A 19,719-nucleotide genomic window follows, 5' to 3' on the forward strand; every position below is an offset into this window, starting at 1 on the left:
ATACGCCGCCTTGAAGTTCAATGTCGTGAGTATTCCATGTCAGATAACAGCCAGAAAAAAGTAATCGTCGGCATGTCCGGCGGTGTCGATTCCTCCGTTTCCGCCTACCTGTTGCAGCAACAGGGCTATAAGGTGGAGGGCCTGTTCATGAAGAACTGGGAGGAAGACGATGGCGAGGAATACTGCACTGCCGCTGCGGATCTCGCCGATGCGCAGGCCGTGTGCGATAAGCTCGGCATCGAACTGCACACCGTTAACTTTGCCGCAGAATACTGGGACAACGTTTTTGAACTCTTCCTCGAAGAGTACAAAGCGGGCCGCACGCCAAACCCGGATATCCTGTGCAACAAAGAGATCAAATTCAAAGCCTTCCTGGAATTCGCCGCGGAAGACCTGGGCGCAGACTACATTGCGACCGGCCACTACGTGCGTCGCGCGGATGTGAATGGCAAAAGCCAGCTGCTGCGCGGTCTGGACGGTAACAAAGATCAGAGCTACTTCCTCTATACGCTGAGCCACGAACAGATTGCCCAAAGTCTGTTCCCGGTCGGCGAGCTGGAAAAGCCGGAAGTGCGTAAGATTGCTGAAGATCTGGATCTGATCACCGCGAAGAAAAAAGACTCCACCGGTATCTGTTTTATCGGCGAGCGTAAATTCCGCGAGTTCCTGGGGCGCTACCTGCCTGCACAGCCGGGCAAAATCGTCACCGTTGACGGCGATGAGATTGGTCAGCACCAGGGGCTGATGTACCACACTCTCGGCCAGCGTAAAGGTCTGGGTATCGGCGGCACCAAAGAGGGCAGCGAAGATCCGTGGTACGTGGTCGACAAAGACGTCGAAAACAATATTCTGGTTGTGGCTCAGGGTCACGACCACCCGCGCCTGATGTCCGTTGGACTGATCGCGCAACAGCTGCACTGGGTCGATCGCGAGCCGCTGAAAGGCACGCTGCGCTGCACAGTGAAAACGCGCTACCGCCAGACAGACATCCCTTGCACCGTAACCGCACTGGATGACGATCGCATTGACGTGCGTTTCGACGAGCCGGTTTCCGCCGTTACCCCTGGCCAGTCTGCTGTTTTCTACAGCGGCGAAATTTGCCTCGGCGGTGGGATCATTGAACAGCGCCTGCCGCTGCCTGCTGTTTAAACCGTTTGCACACATAAAGGAGACCGTGTGGCGAAGAACTATTACGACATCACCCTGGCGCTGGCGGGAATTTGCCAGTCAGCCCGTCTGGTGCAACAGCTGGCGCATCAGGGTCATTGCGACGCTGATGCCCTGCACGTTTCACTCAACAGCGTTATCGATCTTAACCCAGGCTCCACGCTGGGCGTCTTTGGCGGCAGTGAAACCAATCTTCGTCTCGGTCTTGAAACTCTGCTCGGCGTGCTCAACGCCAGCAACCGTCAGGGGTTGAACGCGGAACTGACCCGCTACACCTTAAGCCTGATGGTGCTGGAACGTAAGCTGAACGCGGCAAAAGGCGCAATGAATACCCTGGGCGACCGCATCGCCGGGCTACAGCGCCAGCTCGATCACTTTGATCTCCAGTCTGAGACCCTGCTCAGCGCGATGGCCGGTATCTACGTTGACGTGATTAGCCCGCTCGGCCCGCGTATTCAGGTCACCGGTTCGCCTGCCGTATTGCAAAGCCCACAGGTACAGGCGAAGGTACGCGCCTCGCTGCTGGCAGGCATCCGTGCCGCCGTGCTGTGGCAACAGGTCGGCGGTGGCCGCCTACAGTTAATGTTTTCTCGTCAACGCCTGACGACTCAGGCAAAACAAATTCTTGCTCATTGTTAACCTCCCGGAGTTGCGAATTATGGAATTATCCTCACTGACCGCCGTATCCCCTGTCGATGGACGCTACGGCGATAAAGTCAGCGCGCTGCGCGGGATCTTCAGCGAATATGGCCTGCTGAAGTTCCGTGTTCAGGTTGAAGTACGCTGGCTGCAAAAGCTGGCCGCCCAGACAGCAATCAAGGAAGTTCCTGCTTTTGACGCAAAGGCAAACGATTACCTTGATAAAATCGTTGCTGAGTTCAGCGAAGAAGATGCCGCGCGCATTAAAACCATCGAACGCACCACCAACCACGACGTGAAAGCGGTTGAATACTTCCTGAAAGAGAAAGTGGCAAGCGTCCCTGCCCTGCACGCGGTATCTGAATTTATTCACTTCGCCTGTACGTCTGAAGATATTAACAACCTGTCTCACGCGCTGATGCTCTCTACCGCGCGGAAAGAGGTGGTACTCCCTTACTGGCGTAAAATCATTGATGCGGTGAAAGCGCTGTCCGTGGAATACCGCGACATTCCGCTGCTGTCCCGTACTCACGGCCAGCCAGCAACCCCATCCACCATGGGTAAAGAGATGGCGAACGTGGCGTACCGCATGGAACGCCAGTATCGTCAGCTGGAGCAGGTTGAGATCCTCGGCAAAATCAACGGCGCGGTGGGTAACTACAACGCCCACATCGCCGCGTACCCGGAAGTGGACTGGCACCAGTTCAGCGAAGAGTTTGTGACGTCTCTGGGGATCCAGTGGAACCCGTACACCACCCAGATTGAGCCGCACGACTACATCGCCGAGCTGTTTGACTGCATTGCGCGCTTCAACACCATCCTGATCGACTTCGATCGTGACGTATGGGGTTACATCGCCCTGAACCACTTCAAGCAGAAGACCATCGCCGGGGAAATCGGCTCTTCCACCATGCCGCACAAAGTGAACCCAATCGACTTCGAAAACTCCGAAGGTAACCTGGGTCTGGCGAATGCCGTGTTGCAACATATGGCGAGCAAGCTGCCGGTATCCCGCTGGCAGCGCGACCTGACTGACTCCACGGTGCTGCGTAACCTGGGCGTAGGTATTGGCTACGCGCTGATCGCCTACCAGTCCACCCTGAAAGGTGTGAGCAAACTGGAAGTTAACCGCGACCGTCTGCTGGACGAGCTGGATCACAACTGGGAAGTGCTGGCGGAGCCGATTCAGACCGTGATGCGTCGTTACGGCATCGAAAAACCGTACGAGAAACTCAAAGAGCTGACCCGCGGTAAACGTGTTGATGCTGAAGGTATGAAACAGTTTATCGACGGTCTGGCGCTGCCAGAAGAAGAAAAAGCGCGTCTGAAAGAGATGACCCCGGCAAACTACATTGGCCGCGCCATTACTATGGTTGACGAGCTGAAGTAATCGCCCTTCCCCCTTTCCATCCGGAAAGGGGGCTGCTTTTCATCATCGAGCCGATGTTTTCACATTACATTCCCTGTTTGCCGTGATTAAAGCCTGCCGTCAGGCTGATTGTTAATTTTCGCTGTGGAATAACTTTCCGGTATATACCGTTTTAAGCCGAACGGGCACAGTTTGAACTGGCACGGGGTTTCAGCCGTGCACGGGCGATCCATCTCCTGTCGGTTTCCTGGACACGCGTTTTTCTGTTTGAACCCCATCCAGCCTATGGATGTAAAGGGCATTGCCTGCGCTATCCATACTCTGCGGCGCCGATCGTTAATCAGGATCCCCTGGTTTGAGGTGGTGATGATTTCACCTGTACGAACGTAATAATCTCCCTTTAACCACAGGATATAATTCAGGCCATACTGTGTTTCAACTTTGCAAAAAATGGTTCCGCTTTCCGGGCTCGCAATAGTCTCAACAACCTTCCATTCCATAAAATCCTCTTTACTCGCTATATTGCTGTTTTGTTGTGTAAAAATGCTGCTTTTCTGGCACATATTATGCAAATCTAATTTCGCACCATAAAATAAGCGTAGACAAAGACAGACATAGTGAGAACATCCTTACAAAAAAAAGGGCAATCTTTACAAAACTGGTATGCCGTTCTGTCAAAAAGCGACTCGCCTTCAACAGTTCATAAACGGATGGTTGTTTTATCCGGATTGCGGAAGCTTGCGAAAACAAGTCCGTTTATATTACCCGCGCCTGGCGTCATGCCCCCCCTGTGTTCGGGAGCATGAAAAAAATCATTTAATTTCATCGCGCTGGTGTCAACCTGAATAATCAGCGTTAAACTATTCATACCATTTATATAAGGGAGAAGTGATGATGCGCGTACTGGTTGTTGAGGATAACGCATTGCTACGTCATCACCTGAAAGTTCAACTTCAGGAGATGGGTCATCAGGTGGACGATGCTGAAGACGCAAAAGAGGCCGATTATTATCTCAATGAACACCTGCCGGACATCGCCATTGTCGATTTAGGGCTGCCGGATGAAGACGGATTGTCCCTTATCCGCCGCTGGCGTAGCCATGATGTTTCCCTGCCGGTGCTGGTGCTGACTGCCCGCGAAGGCTGGCAGGACAAGGTTGAAGTCCTGAGCGCTGGCGCGGATGACTACGTGACCAAACCCTTCCATATTGAAGAAGTCGCCGCGCGTATGCAGGCGCTGCTGCGCCGCAACAGCGGCCTGGCGTCGCAGGTGATCTCTCTGCCGCCGTTCCAGGTGGATCTCTCCCGCCGTGAATTTTCTATTAATGATGAAGTGATCAAGCTGACCGCATTCGAATACACCATCATGGAAACGCTGATCCGTAACAACGGCAAAGTGGTGAGCAAAGATTCCCTGATGCTTCAGCTCTATCCGGATGCCGAACTGCGCGAAAGCCACACCATTGACGTGCTGATGGGCCGCCTGCGTAAAAAAATTCAGGCGCAGTACCCGCATGACGTGATCACCACCGTGCGTGGTCAGGGCTACCTGTTCGAATTACGCTAAATGAAAGGGATTTTGCGTCACATTTTACCCCTTTCGCTGCGGGTTCGCTTTTTGCTGGCAACCGCCGCCGTCGTGCTGGTGCTGTCGCTCTCTTACGGGATGGTGGCGCTGGTCGGGTATAGCGTGAGCTTCGATAAAACCACCTTCCGCCTGCTTCGCGGCGAAAGTAACCTGTTTTATACCCTGGCGAAGTGGGAGAACAACCGAATCACCGTCGAGATGCCGGAAAACCTGAATCAGCAGAGCCCGACGCTGGCGCTGATCTACGATGAAAAAGGGAAATTGCTGTGGGCCCAGCGCAATGTCCCGTGGCTGAAAAAGCGCATCCGTCCGGAATGGCTGAAAACCAACGGTTTTCATGAAATAGAAGCTGACCTCAACTCCACCAGCAGCCTGCTGCGTGACGATCGCGCCTTACAGATCAAGCTTAATGAGATCCGTGCCGAAGATGACGACACGGAGATGACCCACTCCGTGGCCATCAACCTTTATCCCGCCACCCTGAACATGCCGCAGTTAACCATTGTGGTGATCGATACCATACCGGTTGAGCTGAAACGCTCGTATATGGTCTGGAACTGGTTTGTGTATGTTCTGGCTGCCAACCTGCTGCTGGTGATCCCTCTCCTGTGGGTTGCTGCGTGGTGGAGCCTCCGCCCGATTGAATCCCTTGCCAAAGAGGTGCGCGAGCTGGAGGAACATCACCGCGAGAAGCTCAACCCGGAGACCACCCGTGAGCTGACCAGCCTGGTGCGCAACCTCAACCGCCTGCTGAAAAGCGAACGTGAACGCTACGACAAGTATCGCACCACGCTCACCGACCTTACGCACAGCCTGAAAACCCCGCTGGCCGTGATGCAGAGTACCCTGCGTTCCATGCGCAGTTCGAAAATGAGCGTGGATGACGCCGAGCCGGTGATGCTGGAACAAATCAGCCGTATTTCACAGCAGATCGGCTATTACCTGCACCGCGCGAGCATGCGTTCCGGAAGCGCCTTGTTGAGCCGTGAACTGCACCCGGTAGCCCCGCTGCTGGATAACCTCACCTCTGCGCTGAATAAGGTGTACCAGCGTAAAGGGGTCAACATCAGTCTGGATATCTCACCGGAAATTAGCTTTGTCGGTGAGAAGAATGACTTTATGGAAGTGATGGGAAACCTGCTCGATAACGCCTGCAAATATTGTCTGGAGTTTGTCGAGGTGTCCGCGCGGGTAACGGATAACGAACTGCATATTATCGTTGAGGATGATGGTCCTGGCATTCCCCGTAATAAACGCGAAGTGGTGTTCGATCGCGGCCAGCGCGCCGATACGCTGCGGCCGGGCCAGGGCGTCGGATTATCCGTTGCCAGGGAAATTGTCGATCAGTACGAGGGCAAGATTGAAACCGGTGAAAGTTTGCTGGGCGGTGCCCGGATGGAAGTCATTTTTGGCCGCCAGCATCCCGTATCGAACGATAGTTGACCCGGAATGTGAAAAATACGCGGATCTCGCAGCTAGGGGGCGGGGCTTCCGTTATAATCCGTCTCAGTAAGAGCCTGCGGAATACATAAATATGGATTATCAATTAACGCTTAACTGGCCCGAATTTATTGAACGTTACTGGCAAAAACGCCCGGTCGTTCTTAAACGCGGGTTCAGCAATTTTATCGACCCTATTTCCCCTGACGAACTCGCTGGTCTGGCGATGGAAAACGAGGTAGACAGCCGTCTGGTGAGCCACCAGGACGGGAAATGGCAGGTCAGCCACGGTCCCTTTGAAAGCTACGATCACCTGGGCGAAAACAACTGGTCTTTACTGGTGCAGGCGGTCAACAACTGGCACGAACCTACCGCAGCCTTAATGCATCCCTTCCGCGCCCTGCCAGACTGGCGAATGGACGATCTGATGATCTCCTTCTCCGTTCCCGGTGGCGGCGTGGGTCCGCATCTGGATCAGTACGACGTGTTTATCATTCAGGGTACCGGTCGCCGTCGCTGGCGCGTGGGCGAAAAAGTGCCAATGAAGCAGCACTGCCCGCACCCGGATCTGCTCCAGGTTGATCCGTTTGAAGGGATCATTGATGAAGAGCTGGAGCCAGGCGACATTCTCTATATCCCGCCAGGCTTCCCGCATGAAGGTTATTCCCTGGAAAACTCGCTGAACTATTCGGTTGGTTTCCGCGCGCCAAGCGGCCGCGAGATGATCAGCGGATTTGCTGACTATGTTTTACAGCGTGAGCTGGGCAGCTACCGTTACAGCGATCCGGACGTTCCGGCGCGTGAGCATCCGGCGGATATTCTGCCAGTGGAGCTGGATAAGCTGCGCGGTATGATGCTGGATCTGATCAACGAACCGGAGCACTTCAGACAGTGGTTTGGCGAGTTTATCAGCCAGTCGCGTCATGAACTGGACGTCGCACCGCCAGAGCCGCCGTATCAGGCAGATGAAATTTATGATGCGCTCCAGCAGGGCGATAAGCTGGTTCGTCTGGGCGGATTACGCGTACTACGCATTGGCGAAGAGGTATTCGTCAACGGCGAGCGCCTGGACTCTCCGCATCGCCCGGCGCTGGAAGCAATTGCCAGCCATATGGTGCTGACTGCGGATACCTTCGGCGACGCGCTGGACGATCCCTCCTTCCTCGCCATGCTGGCCGCGCTGGTGAACAGCGGGTACTGGTTTTTTGAGGACTGAGCCGCTTTAATGCCCGGTGGCGCTGCGCTTACCGGGCCTACGATCGAAATGCAGGCCGGGTAAGGCGTAGCCGCCACCCGGCTTTGTTTTACTTCCGCTCCCCCGCCGCAAAATCCTCAATCTCACCCGCCCAGTCTGCCGGATATAACCCTTCCCGCACGTCCCGATGAAACGTTGAATAGGGCCAGTCGACGACTTTCCCGACATAGCCATGCTTCAGCGGATTGATGTAGACGTAATCCATATGCCGCCGATAATCCTGCTCATTGCGAATAGTGTGCTCCCAGAAACGCGGTTGCCAGACGTGGCGCATTTCAATGTTGCGGCTAAACGTTTTTTTGATGTCGCGCCAGCGCGCTGAAAAGTCACTGTCCCCTTCCGGCAGGCTCCAGATACAGTGCATATGTTCAGGCAGGATAACCCAGGCGTTAATGGTGAAGGGCTTCGCACGCTTAACCGTGGCGGTAGCGGAACGCAGGCTGTCGATGTGGCGAGTAAGTAAATTGCTCTGACGGTTTTGCAGATTGACGGTGAAAAACCAGGTCCCTCCGGGGATGTAGTAGCGGCGATAGTTTGACATTTGAACTCCCTGTTCATGTGCCGGGTGGCGGCTACGCCTTACCCGGCCTACATATTGCACCCGTAGGCCGGGTAAGGCGTAGCCGCCACCCGGCAAAAACATTACCGCTTCGCGGTTAACTCCGCTATCCGCACGATCACCTGCACCGCTTTCTCCATCCCTTCCAGCGTCACGAACTCATGCTTGCCGTGGTAGTTATATCCACCGGTAAACAGGTTCGGGCACGGCAAGCCCATAAACGACAGCTGTGAACCATCGGTACCGCCACGGATCGGTTTCATCACCGGCTCGATGTCACAATCGCGCATCGCCTGCTGGGCGATATCAAGAATGTGCGGATGCTCCATCACCTTATCGCGCATATTGTAATAGCTGTCTTCGATGATGAGTTCAATATAGCAATCCGGATGCAGCCCCTTGCCGACCTTTTTCGCGATCTCCATCATCTTACGCTTGCGCGTTTCAAAGGCCTTGCGGTCGAAATCGCGGACAATATAGTGCATCTGCGCGCTGTCCACGGTCCCCTTGATGCTGGTCAGATGATAAAAACCCTCATACCCTTCCGTCATCTCCGGGCTCTCTTCGGCGGGCACTTCCGCATGAATACGCGCAGCCAGCGACAGCGCATTCACCATCACCCCTTTCGCAGACCCCGGATGAACGTTATTCCCGACGATTTTGATCGTCACCGATGCCGCGTTAAAGTTTTCATACTCCAGTTCACCCACGCCGCCACCGTCGACGGTGTAGGCCCACTGCGCGTTAAACGCCTCAACGTCAAAGTGTTTTGCGCCTTTTCCAACCTCTTCATCCGGCGTGAAGGCCACGCGGATATCGCCATGCGGGATATTTTTGCCCTTCAGCACCGCCAGCGCCGTCATGATCTCGGCGATGCCCGCTTTGTCATCAGCCCCCAGCAAGGTTTTGCCGTCAGTGGTGATTAACGTCTGCCCCAGCAGCTGATGCAGTACCGGGAACATCACCGGCGACAGCACTTCGTCGCCAATGCCCAGCGCAATATCACCGCCGCGGTAGTTTTCAACAATCTGCGGGTTAACGTGTTTACCGCTAAAATCAGGTGAGGTATCGACATGAGAAATAAAGCCAATTGCCGGGATATCGCCGTCAATATTCGCCGGCAGCGTTCCCATCACGGTCCCTTTTTCGCTGAGCGTGACGTCGACCAGCCCCATGGCCTCCAGCTGCTCTTTCAGCAGATTTAGCAGCTTCCACTGGCCTTCGGTGCTTGGCACCTGTCGGACCCCCGGCTTAGATTGGGTATCCAGCGAAACGTAATGTAAGAAACGCTCAAGTAGTTTATCCATGCAGTCACCCTCACTTTTTGTGACAACATTATCATTAAGCAGCAAAACGCAAATATTGCGTCAGGTCACTTTTATCCCGCAAACGAGAACTTTTTACGTTTATATCGTTGTGCGTTAATAAATGTAGCTTATGAGTAAGTGAGAAGGATTGGCGATTCAGTGGGTTTGCCGTAGAATGTCCGCCCTCATTACGAGTCACCAAGGTGGTTACACACAAACCCCGCTTCAGTCTGCTGCCTGAGGCGTCTATATGGGACAGCGCGAAAATTGAATACACAACCCCGTTCCCTTTCACCGCTGGTGCAACTGGAACGAATTCGTAAAAGTTTCGATGGCAAAGATGTCATTTCCGACCTTAATCTGACCATCAATGACGGTGAGTTTCTCACGCTGCTCGGCCCCTCCGGCTGCGGCAAAACCACCGTCCTGCGCCTTATCGCCGGGCTGGAAAGCGTCGATAACGGCCATATCCATCTTGAGAACCAGGACATAACCCAGGTTCCAGCCGAAGATCGCCACGTCAATACCGTCTTTCAGAGCTATGCCCTGTTCCCGCACATGACCGTGTTTGAGAACGTGGCGTTTGGCCTGCGGATGCAAAAAACACCGGCCAGCGAGATCCCGCCCCGCGTCACCGAAGCCCTGCGCATGGTGCAGCTGGAAGAGTTTGCCCAGCGCAAGCCGCATCAACTTTCCGGCGGTCAGCAGCAGCGTGTGGCCATTGCCCGCGCCGTGGTCAACAAACCTCGCCTGCTCCTGCTGGATGAATCCCTTTCCGCGCTGGACTACAAGCTGCGCAAGCAGATGCAGAACGAGCTAAAAGCGCTTCAGCGTAAGCTCGGCATCACGTTCGTGTTTGTCACGCACGATCAGGAAGAAGCCCTGACCATGTCAGACCGTATCGTGGTGATGCGCGACGGCAAGATTGAGCAGGATGGCACCCCGCGTGAAATTTACGAAGAGCCGAAAAACCTGTTCGTCGCCAGCTTCATTGGTGAAATCAATATTTTCAACGCCACGGTGATTGAGCATCTGGACGAGCAGCGCATTCGCGCCAACGTAGAAGGCCGCGAATGCAATATTACCGTCAACTTTGCCGTCGAGAAGGGGCAGAAGCTCAACGTCCTGCTGCGCCCGGAAGATCTCCGCGTTGATGAGATCCACGACACGGCTGACGTCGAAGGTCTGATCGGTTACGTTCGCGAACGCAACTACAAAGGGATGACCCTCGAATCCGTTGTGGAACTGGAAAACGGCAAAATGGTGATGGTCAGCGAGTTCTTTAACGAGGACGATCCGGACTTTGACCACTCGCTGGATCAGAAAATGGTCATCAACTGGGTAGAAAGCTGGGAGGTTGTACTGGCTGATGAAGAACACAAGTAAGTTCCAGAATGTGGTGATTGCCACGATCGTCGGTTGGCTTGTGTTGTTTGTCTTTCTTCCCAACCTGATGATCATCGTGACCAGCTTCCTGACCCGCGACGACGCGAACTTCGTGGCGATGGTCTTTACGCTGGACAACTACGCACGCCTGCTCGATCCGCTCTATTTTGACGTGCTGCTGCACTCGCTCAATATGGCGCTGATTGCCACCCTCGCCTGTCTGGTGCTGGGGTATCCGTTCGCCTGGTTCCTGGCCCGCCTGCCGCAAAAAGTGCGGCCGCTGCTGCTGTTTTTACTGATTGTGCCCTTCTGGACCAACTCGTTAATCCGCATCTACGGGCTGAAAATCTTTCTCAGCACCAAAGGTTATCTGAACGAGTTTCTGCTGTGGCTGGGGGTGATCGAGACGCCGATCCGCATCATGTTCACCCCAGGCGCGGTGATTGTCGGCCTGGTCTATATCCTGCTGCCGTTTATGGTGATGCCGCTCTACTCAAGCATTGAAAAGCTCGATAAGCCGCTGCTGGAAGCGGCGAAAGACCTGGGCGCCAGTAAGTTACAAACCTTTGTCCGCATCATTATTCCGCTGACCATGCCGGGTATTATCGCCGGCTGTCTGCTGGTCATGCTGCCTGCGATGGGGCTGTTCTACGTCTCGGACCTGATGGGCGGGGCGAAAAACCTGCTGATCGGTAACGTGATTAAGAGCCAGTTCCTGAATATCCGCGACTGGCCGTTCGGCTCGGCCACCAGCATAACGCTGACGGTGGTGATGGGGCTGATGCTGCTGGTTTATTGGCGTGCCTCACGCCTGCTGAATAAGAAGGTGGAGCTGGAATGATCGGTCGACTGCTTCGCGGCGGTTTTATGACCGCCATTTATGCGTATCTCTATATTCCGATAATCATTTTGATCGTGAACTCCTTTAACAGCTCACGCTTCGGTATCAACTGGCAAGGGTTTACCATCAAATGGTATGGCCTGCTGATGAATAATGACAGCCTGCTACAGGCCGCTCAGCACTCGCTGACGATGGCGGTATTTTCTGCCACCTTCGCGACGCTGATTGGCTCGCTGACCGCCGTGGCGCTCTACCGCTACCGTTTTCGCGGTAAGCCGTTCGTCAGCGGCATGCTGTTTGTGGTGATGATGTCCCCGGATATCGTGATGGCCATTTCACTGCTGGTGCTGTTTATGCTGCTGGGCGTCCAGCTCGGTTTCTGGTCGCTGCTGTTCTCACATATCACCTTCTGTCTGCCGTTTGTGGTGGTAACCGTCTACGCGCGTCTGAAAGGGTTCGACGTACGCATGCTGGAAGCGGCGAAAGATCTGGGTGCGAGCGAGATGACCATTCTGCGCAAAATCATTCTGCCGCTGGCGATGCCCGCCGTGGCAGCAGGATGGCTGCTCAGCTTTACCCTGTCGATGGACGACGTGGTCGTGTCCTCCTTCGTCACCGGGCCGAGCTATGAAATTCTGCCGTTGAAGATCTACTCAATGGTTAAAGTCGGTGTTTCACCCGAAGTGAACGCGCTGGCGACTATTCTGTTGGTGTTATCGCTGGTTCTGGTGATTGCCAGCCAGGTTATTGCTCGTGATAAAACAAAATCTCAGGGGACACAGAAATGAAAAAAATGCTTGCCGCTGCGGCACTGGTGCTCGGAATGGGCGCCGCGCATGCTGATGACAGCAAAACGCTCTATTTCTACAACTGGACCGAGTATGTGCCGCCGGGCCTGCTGGAGCAGTTCACCAAAGAGACAGGCATCAAGGTGATCTATTCGACCTACGAGTCGAATGAAACCATGTACGCCAAGCTCAAAACCTATAAAGATGGCGCGTATGACCTGGTGGTGCCGTCGACCTATTTCGTCGACAAGATGCGCAAAGAAGGCATGATCCAGAAGATCGACAAAACGAAGCTAACCAATTTTTCAAACCTCGATCCTGAGATGCTAAACAAGCCGTTCGACCCGAACAACGACTACTCCATTCCGTACATCTGGGGCGCGACGGCAATTGGCGTTAACAGCGATGCCATTGATCCAAAAACGGTTTCATCCTGGGCTGACCTGTGGAAGCCGGAATACAAAAGCAGCCTGCTGTTAACCGACGATGCGCGCGAAGTGTTCCAGGTGGCGCTGCGTAAACTCGGCTATTCCGGTAACACCACCGATCCGAAAGAGATCGAAGCGGCGTATAACGAACTGAAAAAGCTGATGCCAAACGTGGCAGCGTTCAACTCGGATAACCCGGCTAACCCCTATATGGAAGGTGAAGTGAATCTGGGGATGGTCTGGAACGGCTCTGCTTTTGTCGCGCGTCAGGCCGGGACGCCGCTGGAGGTGGTCTGGCCGAAAGAGGGCGGCATCTTCTGGATGGACAGCCTCGCGATCCCGGCGAATGCGAAAAACGTCGAGGGCGCCCTGAAGCTGATCAACTTCCTGCTGCGCCCGGATGTGGCAAAACAGGTGGCGGAAACTATCGGCTACCCAACGCCAAACCTGGCCGCGCGGAAGCTGTTAAGCCCTGAAGTGGCAAATGATAAATCGCTTTATCCGGACGCTGAAACCATCAGCAAAGGGGAATGGCAAAACGACGTCGGTGACGCGAGCCGCCTGTATGAAGAGTATTATCAGAAGCTAAAAGCAGGCCGTTAATGCATAACGGGCGACGCAATGTCGCCCGTTACTCTTACAGCCCCTTCAGGAGTTTATCCACAAAGGCTGGCACCACCTCGCTCGCCAGACCGTAATGTTTCTCTTCAAACTCGCTCCCGACCTGGCTCGGCTCCAGATTAAGCTCCACCGTATGGGCACCTTGCAGTCGCGCTTCGTGAACAAATCCCGCCGCCGGATAGACATGTCCCGAAGTACCAATGGCGATAAAGACGTCCGCCATGGCCAGGGCGCTGTAAATCTCATCCATTCCCAGCGGCATTTCGCCAAACCAGACCACATGCGGACGCAGACGCGAAGGGAACTGACAGCAGTGGCAGCGGTCTTCGTCCAGCACGTCCTCTTTCCACTCCAGCACCTGGCCACTCCATGCGCATCGCACCTTGAGCAGTTCGCCGTGCATATGAATGATGTTGTGGTTTCCGGCCCTTTCGTGAAGATTGTCGATGTTCTGCGTGACCAGCAGAAAACGATCCCCCAGCGCTTCCTCCAGCTTTGCCAGCGCCAGGTGCGCCGCATTCGGCGCAATCTCCGGCTGCTGAAGCTGGCGACGGCGGGCGTTGTAGAACGCCTGCACCAGCGCCGGGTCGCGGGCGAAACCTTCCGGCGTCGCCACATCTTCAACTCGGTGTTCTTCCCACAGTCCGTCCGCCGCGCGGAAGGTCTGAATACCGGATTCGGCGGAGATCCCCGCCCCGGTCAACACCACCACTCTGGGTTTATCCATCGCTTCTGGCATCATCCTGTCTCTGAAAAAGATCCGCTGACGCAGGCGTTCACGTAAGCGGCGTTTATTTTTGCGAAAACGGCTGAGTCGACCCTGGCGACGCGACAGCATAATAACCTCGTAAACTAATCGGTGAGATGAAGGAATGCGGCTCCGCGCATGCCTCCTGCGTCCCCGTGTCGCGCGCGTTCAATGCGCGGCACGCGGGCGACCGGCAATAAATGTCGGGGCAGACGCCCGGACAACTGTTCCGTAATCGCAGTGAAATTTGACAGCCCTCCCCCGATCACCAGCAGATCCGGGTCGACGATGGTCAGGATATTCCCCAGGCACACGGCCAGCAGGTCGAGATAGCGTTCAACATGCTCTCGCGCCTGCGCATCCCCTTGTTCCCACAGGGTAATGATTTGGGGGGCGTCATGTTTCTGATGATAGAAGTGTTCATAAAGCCATGCAAACCCACGGCCTGAAAGGTAACTCTCAATACAACCGTGCTGACCACAACCGCAGCGGATCAACGGGAAATCACGTCCGACAACATCCAGCGCATCCACCGGCAGACGGATATGACCAAATTCGCCGGTAATGTAGCTGCGCCCGGTAATGGGCTTACCGTTAATAACTAACCCGCCCCCCACGCCGGTTCCGAGGATCAGCCCCATCACCAGCGGATAGCGACGAAACTCGTCGTCCCAGGCCTCTGAGAGGGCAAAACAGTTGGCATCGTTGTCTAAGCGCACGTCGCGCTCAAGGAGAGCAGAGAGATCGGCACGCAGCGGTTTGCCGCTGGCGGCAGGAACGTTGGCGGCATACAGCGTGCCGTCGTCGGTTTCGGGCATACCCGGAATACCAATGCCGACGCTGCCTTTGACGCCAAAGCGTTCATCCGCTTGCGCCACCAGCGCGGCAATGGCGGTTAAAAATTCATCGTAGCTTTCGCGTGGCGTGGGTACGCGGGTTTCCCATTGTAGCTTAAGGTCTTTATCGAACACGCCGAGCGCAATCTTGGTGCCGCCAATATCAAATCCGTAATACATGATGCATTCCTCTGTTTGATTCAGCGGCCAAAAGACCGCTAAACCATGACGAAATTACTGGCCACTTAATACCCTCGCCGGATCAATTCGGCTTGCGCGACGCGCCGGATACCAGCTTGCCAGCAGACTCAGTAAAAGTGCTGTAACCAGCACATAAATAACGTCCAGCCAGTGCAGTTCAGACGGCAGGAAGTCAATAAAATAGATATCACCTGACAGGAACTGATGGCCAATAAGCGCTTCAATTCCGTTAATAATCGGCGTCAGCTGAAGGGAAACCACCACGCCGATCGCCACGCCGCAGAGGCTGCCAAACAGCCCCGCCAGCAAACCGTACCAGACGAAGATGGCGCGAATAAGACCGTCTTTCGCCCCTAAGGTACGCAGCACGGCGATGTCGCCGCTCTTATCCTTAACGGCCATCACCAGCGTCGAGACGATATTAAAACACGCCACCCCAATCACCAGCACCATCGCCAGATACATAATCGCGCGGATCATCTGGATATCACGGTACATATACCCGTAAGTGCCGATCCAGCTTTTGATGTAGACATAGTTATTGGTCACGCTGCCGGCGTCACGCACCAGTTTATTGGCGTTGAAGACGTCGTTAACCTTAATGGCAATGCCCGTCACGCTGTCGCTCATATCGAGATACTGGCGCGCATCTTCCAGCGGCACCATCGCGAAGCTGTGATCGAGCTGGCCGCTCAGTTGCAAAATACCGGTGACGTGCAGACGTACGCGCTTAGGCTGCTGCAATTTGTGATCGGCGCTGGCGTTCGGGATCATGATCGAGACCCAGTCGCCCTGCTTCACCTTCAGCGCATCGGCAACGCCTTTGCCCATGATGATCTGCTGCTCGCCGGCCTTAAAGTTTGCCCATGCGCCATTTTGCACATAGCGCGGCAGCGCGCTCAGACGCTCTTCCTGACGAGGATTTACCCCTTTCACCTGAATAGCGCGCAGGTTTACTCCGCTCTCTACCAGCCCGGTAAAGTTGATGTAAGGTGCAGCCGCCGCAATGCCGGGCACCTTTTCCACTTTGTTAAGGGCATCACGCCAGCTGGACCACGGCTGGTTAACCGGCTCGATTTCACCGTGGGGGACAACGGCCAGAATGCGGTTATTCAGTTCACGCTCAAAGCCATTCATGGCGCTTAAGCCCACGATCAACACCGCCACGCCCAGGGCGATACCGATGGTGGAGATCACGGAGATAAGGGATACCATCCCGCTCCGGCGACGACCGCGGCTAAAGCGTAACCCGATGAGTAACGATAACGGTGAAGCCATTACTCCGCTCCCATCAGCGTCAGCTCTGCATTCAGACGACCGTCGCGCATTTCCAGCTGACGCCCCATCCGCTTAGCCAGTTGTAAATCGTGGGTGACCACCAGAAACGCGGTTCCCTGCGCGGCGTTCAGTTCACCGAGAAGCTGGAAAATGCTGTCTGCGTTACGCGCATCGAGGTTACCTGTCGGTTCATCCGCCAGCACCAGGCGCGGGTTGTTGACCAGCGCACGGGCGATGGCCACACGCTGACGCTCGCCGCCGGAAAGCTCAGACGGACGGTGATTTCCGCGATGACCCAGCCCTACCGCTTTTAGCATGTCGCTGGCGCGGGCATTAATTTCCGCAGGTTTCTTTTTACCAATCAGCAGCGGCATTGCAACGTTTTCCAGCGCCGTAAAGTCCGGCAGCAGATGGTGGAACTGATAGATAAAGCCCAGCTCGCGGTTACGCAGCTCGGCTTTCGCCGTAGACGACATTTTACTCAGCGGCTGCCCGGAGAAGATCACATCGCCTTCGGTTGGCGTGTCCAGCCCGCCAAGCAGGTGCAGCAGCGTACTTTTACCGGAGCCGGAGCTGCCGACAATCGCCATCATCTCGCCTTCACCCACGCTAAAACTCACATTGTGCAACACGTCGGTCTGCACAGTGCCTTCCTGATAGCGTTTGGACAGGTTGTCGCACTGCAACAGGATCTTATTCATAACGTAAAGCCTCAGCGGGTTGAGTGGCGGCAGCCCGCCAGGAAGGATAAAGCGTAGAAAGCAGCGCAATAGCCATCGCGGCCAGCGCAATACCGACCACCTGGAGCGGCTCGATAGCCACCGGCAGCGCCGCGCCATCAAGCAGCGCGCCGATAATCGGCATGAGATTGTTGAGCTGGCTGGCGAGCAGCGCCCCCAGCGCCGCGCCGAGCAGCGCGCCAATGATGCCAGCGCTGGCGCCCTGGACCATAAATACCGCCATGATCTGGCGCGGAGTCAGCCCCTGGGTTTGCAGAATGGCGACTTCGCCTTGCTTCTCCATCACCATCAGCCCGAGCGAGGTGATGATATTAAACGCGGCAACGGCCACGATCAGGCTCAGCAGCAGCCCCATCATGTTTTTCTCCATGCGCACGGCCTGGAACAGTTCGCCTTTCCGATCGCGCCAGTCCTGCCATTTCGTCCCTTCCGGTAGCGTCTGCTGGCTAAGGGTATCCACCTTCAGCGGCGCATCAAGCCACAGACGCCAGCCGGTGATATTTCCCGCCGGGTAGCGCATCAGACGCGAGGCGTCCTGAATGTTAACCAGCATCTGGTAACCATCAACTTCGCTGTTCGCCGCAAACGTGCCAATCACGTTGAACAGGCGCTGGCTTGGCAGACGTCCCATCGGCGTAAACTGACTGGCTGACGGCACCATCACGCGCAGCTGATCGCCACGGTTGACCCCGAGCTGCCCGGCAAGCTGCTCGCCAAGGATGACGTTGTATTTACCCGCTTCCAGGTCGGTTTGTTTCACATTGACCAGGAACGGCGTCAGCGGATCTTTTTGCGCCGGATCGATACCCAGCATCACCCCGACCGCCACGCTGCGGGCGCTTTGCAGCACCACATCGCCCGTCGTGAGCGGCGCAACGCGCGTGACACCCTGTAACTTCACCGCGCTTTCCGGCAGCTGTTGCGGATTAACGGAACCCTGAGTGGAAGAGAGAACGGCCTGCGGCATCAGCCCCAGGATATTGTTTTGCAGCTCGCGCTCGAAGCCGTTCATGACGGAAAGCACCGTCACCAGTGCCATCACGCCAAGCGTAATGCCAATAGTCGAAAGCCAGGAGACAAAGCGACCGAAGCGGTCCGCGGCGCGCCCACGCATGTAACGTAAGCCTATAAAGAGTGCGACAGGTTGATACATGAAATCCGTCTGTTTGCTGATAGCAGACCCACGAGTATATAAGCGAATCCGCTAAGCGTAAATGACTGAAACCGTAAGATTCGGTAATCATTTTTCCGAAAAATTCAGATAAATCATCATGCTACTGACTGAACTTCCGCCAGACAGCCTCCACCTTTTCCGAAAATCGTCCTGATACAGACTGTTACCCGTTACATCAGGGTTTCATTTTACAACAATCGTCCTTTCGTTTATGGCAACAAGGTCGTCACGCACAATGAAACAAAAAGCATTATGGATTAACCAGATAAAAGGTCTGTGCATCTGCCTGGTGGTGATTTACCACTCGGTGATCACCTTTTATCCTCACCTGGACGGGCTACAGCATCCGTTATCGGGCCTGCTCGCCAAATGCTGGGTCTACTTCAATCTTTACCTTGCCCCGTTCCGTATGCCGGTGTTTTTCTTTATCTCCGGCTATTTAATCCGTCGATATATAGACGAGGTGAACTGGCGCACCAGTCTCGACAAGCGGATCTGGAGCATTGTCTGGGTTTTGGCCCTGTGGGGCGTCCTGCAATGGCAGGCGCTGACCCATCTGAATGCCTGGCTCGCCCCCGAGCGAGAACTGGCGACATCATCCAATGCGGCCTACGCCGATTCCGTTTCAGGGTTTGTACTGGGAATGCTCACGGCCAGCACCAGCCTGTGGTATTTGTACGCCTTAGTGGTCTACTTTACGCTCTGTAAGCTGCTGAGCCGCTGGAAACTGCCGATGCTGGGGCTTCTGGCGCTGGCAAGCATCGCCATCAACTTCCTGCCGTTACCGTGGTGGGGAATGAACAGCGTGGTACGCAACATGGTCTACTACAGCCTCGGCGCATGGTACGGCGCGCAGTTGATGGCGTGGATGAAAGGGATGAATTTGCGTCGCAGCTGGCTGATACTCATCGCCTCTGGTGCGGTGTCGGTGGTGCTGTGGTTCGCTAATGTCCCTCTGCCGCTCTCTCTGCTGTCAATCGTGGTTATCATGAAGCTCTTTTACAGCTTCGAGCAGCGTTATGCCGTTCATCCCAATAATCTGCTGAACGTCATCGGTTCAAACACCATCGCGATTTATACCACCCACCGCATTTTAATTGAGGCGTTTAGCCTGCTCCTGATCCGCGAAATGAATGCGGCGTACTGGCCGATCTGGGCGGAGTTAACGCTGATTCTGGTCTATCCGTTTATCAGCCTGCTCGTCTGCACGCTGGTTGGGCTGGGGGCACGTAAGCTCTCGACCGCCCTCTTTGGCGATCTTTTCTTCTCCCCTCCCGCGCGGCTTTCGCCACAGACTGCTACCCGTTAATCTCCTCGGCCCCCATCCGGGGGCACTTTCCCTCTTGTGCGGTTAC

General features: G+C 55.2%; 19 protein-coding genes. 11 read left to right on the plus strand and 8 right to left on the minus strand.

Going from position 1 to position 19,719, the window contains the following annotated elements; genetic code table 11:
- Positions 1-36: 36 nt before the first annotated feature.
- The 3 genes from mnmA to purB are packed head-to-tail and all read left to right on the plus strand — an operon-like array spanning position 37 to position 3,196.
- Positions 37-1,149 (plus strand): tRNA 2-thiouridine(34) synthase MnmA, encoded by a 1,113-nt coding sequence (gene mnmA, locus RHN82_RS01100; protein WP_032103856.1) that lies wholly within the window; start codon positions 37-39, stop codon positions 1,147-1,149.
- A gap of 27 nt (positions 1,150-1,176) precedes the next feature.
- On the plus strand, positions 1,177-1,806 hold the full coding sequence (hflD, locus tag RHN82_RS01105; protein WP_047051933.1) for a high frequency lysogenization protein HflD: 630 nt from the start codon (positions 1,177-1,179) through the stop codon (positions 1,804-1,806).
- A 19-nt stretch (positions 1,807-1,825) separates the two neighbouring features.
- Positions 1,826-3,196, plus strand: coding sequence for an adenylosuccinate lyase (purB, locus tag RHN82_RS01110; protein ID WP_023305884.1), 1,371 nt, complete (start codon positions 1,826-1,828; stop codon positions 3,194-3,196).
- A gap of 86 nt (positions 3,197-3,282) precedes the next feature.
- Here the strand turns inward: purB and RHN82_RS01115 are convergent, their stop codons facing one another.
- Positions 3,283-3,675, minus strand: a complete 393-nt coding sequence (locus tag RHN82_RS01115; RefSeq protein WP_168928031.1) for a hypothetical protein — start codon at positions 3,673-3,675, stop codon at positions 3,283-3,285.
- 394 nt (positions 3,676-4,069) lie between these two features.
- On the opposite strand from RHN82_RS01115, the gene phoP reads away from it, so the two are divergent.
- The 3 genes from phoP (at position 4,070) to RHN82_RS01130 (ending at position 7,418) form a co-directional block, all read left to right on the plus strand.
- Entirely contained in the window at positions 4,070-4,741 is a 672-nt protein-coding gene (phoP, locus tag RHN82_RS01120; RefSeq protein ID WP_026094318.1) for a two-component system response regulator PhoP, read from the plus strand.
- Positions 4,742-6,205, plus strand: a complete 1,464-nt coding sequence (phoQ, locus tag RHN82_RS01125; RefSeq protein WP_047051930.1) for a two-component system sensor histidine kinase PhoQ — start codon at positions 4,742-4,744, stop codon at positions 6,203-6,205.
- 91 nt (positions 6,206-6,296) lie between these two features.
- Positions 6,297-7,418 (plus strand): cupin domain-containing protein, encoded by a 1,122-nt coding sequence (locus tag RHN82_RS01130; protein WP_047051928.1) that lies wholly within the window; start codon positions 6,297-6,299, stop codon positions 7,416-7,418.
- A gap of 88 nt (positions 7,419-7,506) precedes the next feature.
- Here the strand turns inward: RHN82_RS01130 and RHN82_RS01135 are convergent, their stop codons facing one another.
- Positions 7,507-7,998, minus strand: coding sequence for an REP-associated tyrosine transposase (locus RHN82_RS01135; protein WP_047051926.1), 492 nt, complete (start codon positions 7,996-7,998; stop codon positions 7,507-7,509).
- Positions 7,999-8,099: 101 nt separating this feature from the next.
- On the minus strand, positions 8,100-9,323 hold the full coding sequence (pepT, locus tag RHN82_RS01140) for a peptidase T (protein WP_047051922.1): 1,224 nt from the start codon (positions 9,321-9,323) through the stop codon (positions 8,100-8,102).
- A gap of 237 nt (positions 9,324-9,560) precedes the next feature.
- Between pepT and potA the strand changes: the two genes are divergently transcribed.
- From potA to potD, 4 genes are read left to right on the plus strand one after another with little or no spacing between them, the layout of a single operon-like run.
- The gene (potA, locus tag RHN82_RS01145) at positions 9,561-10,709 is read left to right on the plus strand and encodes a spermidine/putrescine ABC transporter ATP-binding protein PotA (protein ID WP_173647333.1); all 1,149 of its coding nucleotides are present in this window, start codon (positions 9,561-9,563) and stop codon (positions 10,707-10,709) included.
- The gene (potB, locus tag RHN82_RS01150) at positions 10,693-11,550 is read left to right on the plus strand and encodes a spermidine/putrescine ABC transporter permease PotB (RefSeq protein ID WP_017693625.1); all 858 of its coding nucleotides are present in this window, start codon (positions 10,693-10,695) and stop codon (positions 11,548-11,550) included. Before potA ends, potB begins: the two co-directional genes overlap by 17 nt.
- Positions 11,547-12,338 carry a spermidine/putrescine ABC transporter permease PotC gene (gene potC, locus RHN82_RS01155; protein WP_047051917.1) on the plus strand — a complete coding sequence of 264 codons (792 nt, stop codon included), beginning with the start codon at positions 11,547-11,549 and terminating at the stop codon, positions 12,336-12,338. The genes potB and potC overlap by 4 nt, the downstream gene beginning before the upstream one ends.
- The gene (gene potD, locus RHN82_RS01160; RefSeq protein WP_047051916.1) at positions 12,335-13,369 is read left to right on the plus strand and encodes a spermidine/putrescine ABC transporter substrate-binding protein PotD; all 1,035 of its coding nucleotides are present in this window, start codon (positions 12,335-12,337) and stop codon (positions 13,367-13,369) included. The genes potC and potD overlap by 4 nt, the downstream gene beginning before the upstream one ends.
- Before the next feature lie 34 nt (positions 13,370-13,403).
- Here the strand turns inward: potD and cobB are convergent, their stop codons facing one another.
- From cobB to lolC, 5 genes are read right to left on the minus strand one after another with little or no spacing between them, the layout of a single operon-like run.
- Positions 13,404-14,225: a Sir2 family NAD+-dependent deacetylase gene (cobB, locus tag RHN82_RS01165; RefSeq protein ID WP_022647760.1), complete on the minus strand. Its 822-nt coding sequence runs from the start codon at positions 14,223-14,225 to the stop codon at positions 13,404-13,406.
- A gap of 14 nt (positions 14,226-14,239) precedes the next feature.
- Positions 14,240-15,151 (minus strand): N-acetylglucosamine kinase, encoded by a 912-nt coding sequence (gene nagK / locus RHN82_RS01170; protein ID WP_047051914.1) that lies wholly within the window; start codon positions 15,149-15,151, stop codon positions 14,240-14,242.
- Positions 15,152-15,205: 54 nt separating this feature from the next.
- Positions 15,206-16,450 (minus strand): lipoprotein-releasing ABC transporter permease subunit LolE, encoded by a 1,245-nt coding sequence (lolE, locus tag RHN82_RS01175; RefSeq protein WP_017384711.1) that lies wholly within the window; start codon positions 16,448-16,450, stop codon positions 15,206-15,208.
- On the minus strand, positions 16,450-17,151 hold the full coding sequence (lolD, locus tag RHN82_RS01180) for a lipoprotein-releasing ABC transporter ATP-binding protein LolD (RefSeq protein ID WP_015570809.1): 702 nt from the start codon (positions 17,149-17,151) through the stop codon (positions 16,450-16,452). The genes lolE and lolD overlap by 1 nt, the downstream gene beginning before the upstream one ends.
- Positions 17,144-18,343, minus strand: coding sequence for a lipoprotein-releasing ABC transporter permease subunit LolC (gene lolC, locus RHN82_RS01185; RefSeq protein WP_017384712.1), 1,200 nt, complete (start codon positions 18,341-18,343; stop codon positions 17,144-17,146). Before lolC ends, lolD begins: the two co-directional genes overlap by 8 nt.
- A 256-nt stretch (positions 18,344-18,599) precedes the next feature.
- Here lolC and RHN82_RS01190 point away from each other — a divergent pair, with 256 nt between their 5' ends.
- On the plus strand, positions 18,600-19,673 hold the full coding sequence (locus tag RHN82_RS01190) for an acyltransferase family protein (RefSeq protein WP_047051911.1): 1,074 nt from the start codon (positions 18,600-18,602) through the stop codon (positions 19,671-19,673).
- Positions 19,674-19,719: the final 46 nt, after the last annotated feature.

Origin of the sequence: Enterobacter cloacae complex sp. EB5 (assembly GCF_031432835.1) — a bacterium.
Taxonomy (GTDB): Bacteria; Pseudomonadota; Gammaproteobacteria; order Enterobacterales; family Enterobacteriaceae; genus Enterobacter; species Enterobacter hormaechei_C.

What these genes read in the sequence shown, in the direction of transcription:
- nagK (WP_047051914.1), bottom strand. Translation starts at nt 15,151, where the DNA reads ATGTATTACGGATTTGATATTGGCGGCACCAAGATTGCGCTCGGCGTG.
- pepT (WP_047051922.1), bottom strand. Translation starts at nt 9,323, where the DNA reads ATGGATAAACTACTTGAGCGTTTCTTACATTACGTTTCGCTGGATACC.
- mnmA (WP_032103856.1), top strand. Translation starts at nt 37, where the DNA reads ATGTCAGATAACAGCCAGAAAAAAGTAATCGTCGGCATGTCCGGCGGT.
- potB (WP_017693625.1), top strand. Translation starts at nt 10,693, where the DNA reads ATGAAGAACACAAGTAAGTTCCAGAATGTGGTGATTGCCACGATCGTC.
- RHN82_RS01130 (WP_047051928.1), top strand. Translation starts at nt 6,297, where the DNA reads ATGGATTATCAATTAACGCTTAACTGGCCCGAATTTATTGAACGTTAC.
- phoQ (WP_047051930.1), top strand. Translation starts at nt 4,742, where the DNA reads ATGAAAGGGATTTTGCGTCACATTTTACCCCTTTCGCTGCGGGTTCGC.
- cobB (WP_022647760.1), bottom strand. Translation starts at nt 14,225, where the DNA reads ATGCTGTCGCGTCGCCAGGGTCGACTCAGCCGTTTTCGCAAAAATAAA.
- phoP (WP_026094318.1), top strand. Translation starts at nt 4,070, where the DNA reads ATGCGCGTACTGGTTGTTGAGGATAACGCATTGCTACGTCATCACCTG.
- RHN82_RS01115 (WP_168928031.1), bottom strand. Translation starts at nt 3,675, where the DNA reads ATGGAATGGAAGGTTGTTGAGACTATTGCGAGCCCGGAAAGCGGAACC.
- lolD (WP_015570809.1), bottom strand. Translation starts at nt 17,151, where the DNA reads ATGAATAAGATCCTGTTGCAGTGCGACAACCTGTCCAAACGCTATCAG.
- potC (WP_047051917.1), top strand. Translation starts at nt 11,547, where the DNA reads ATGATCGGTCGACTGCTTCGCGGCGGTTTTATGACCGCCATTTATGCG.
- purB (WP_023305884.1), top strand. Translation starts at nt 1,826, where the DNA reads ATGGAATTATCCTCACTGACCGCCGTATCCCCTGTCGATGGACGCTAC.
- lolE (WP_017384711.1), bottom strand. Translation starts at nt 16,450, where the DNA reads ATGGCTTCACCGTTATCGTTACTCATCGGGTTACGCTTTAGCCGCGGT.
- RHN82_RS01135 (WP_047051926.1), bottom strand. Translation starts at nt 7,998, where the DNA reads ATGTCAAACTATCGCCGCTACTACATCCCCGGAGGGACCTGGTTTTTC.
- RHN82_RS01190 (WP_047051911.1), top strand. Translation starts at nt 18,600, where the DNA reads ATGAAACAAAAAGCATTATGGATTAACCAGATAAAAGGTCTGTGCATC.
- lolC (WP_017384712.1), bottom strand. Translation starts at nt 18,343, where the DNA reads ATGTATCAACCTGTCGCACTCTTTATAGGCTTACGTTACATGCGTGGG.
- potD (WP_047051916.1), top strand. Translation starts at nt 12,335, where the DNA reads ATGAAAAAAATGCTTGCCGCTGCGGCACTGGTGCTCGGAATGGGCGCC.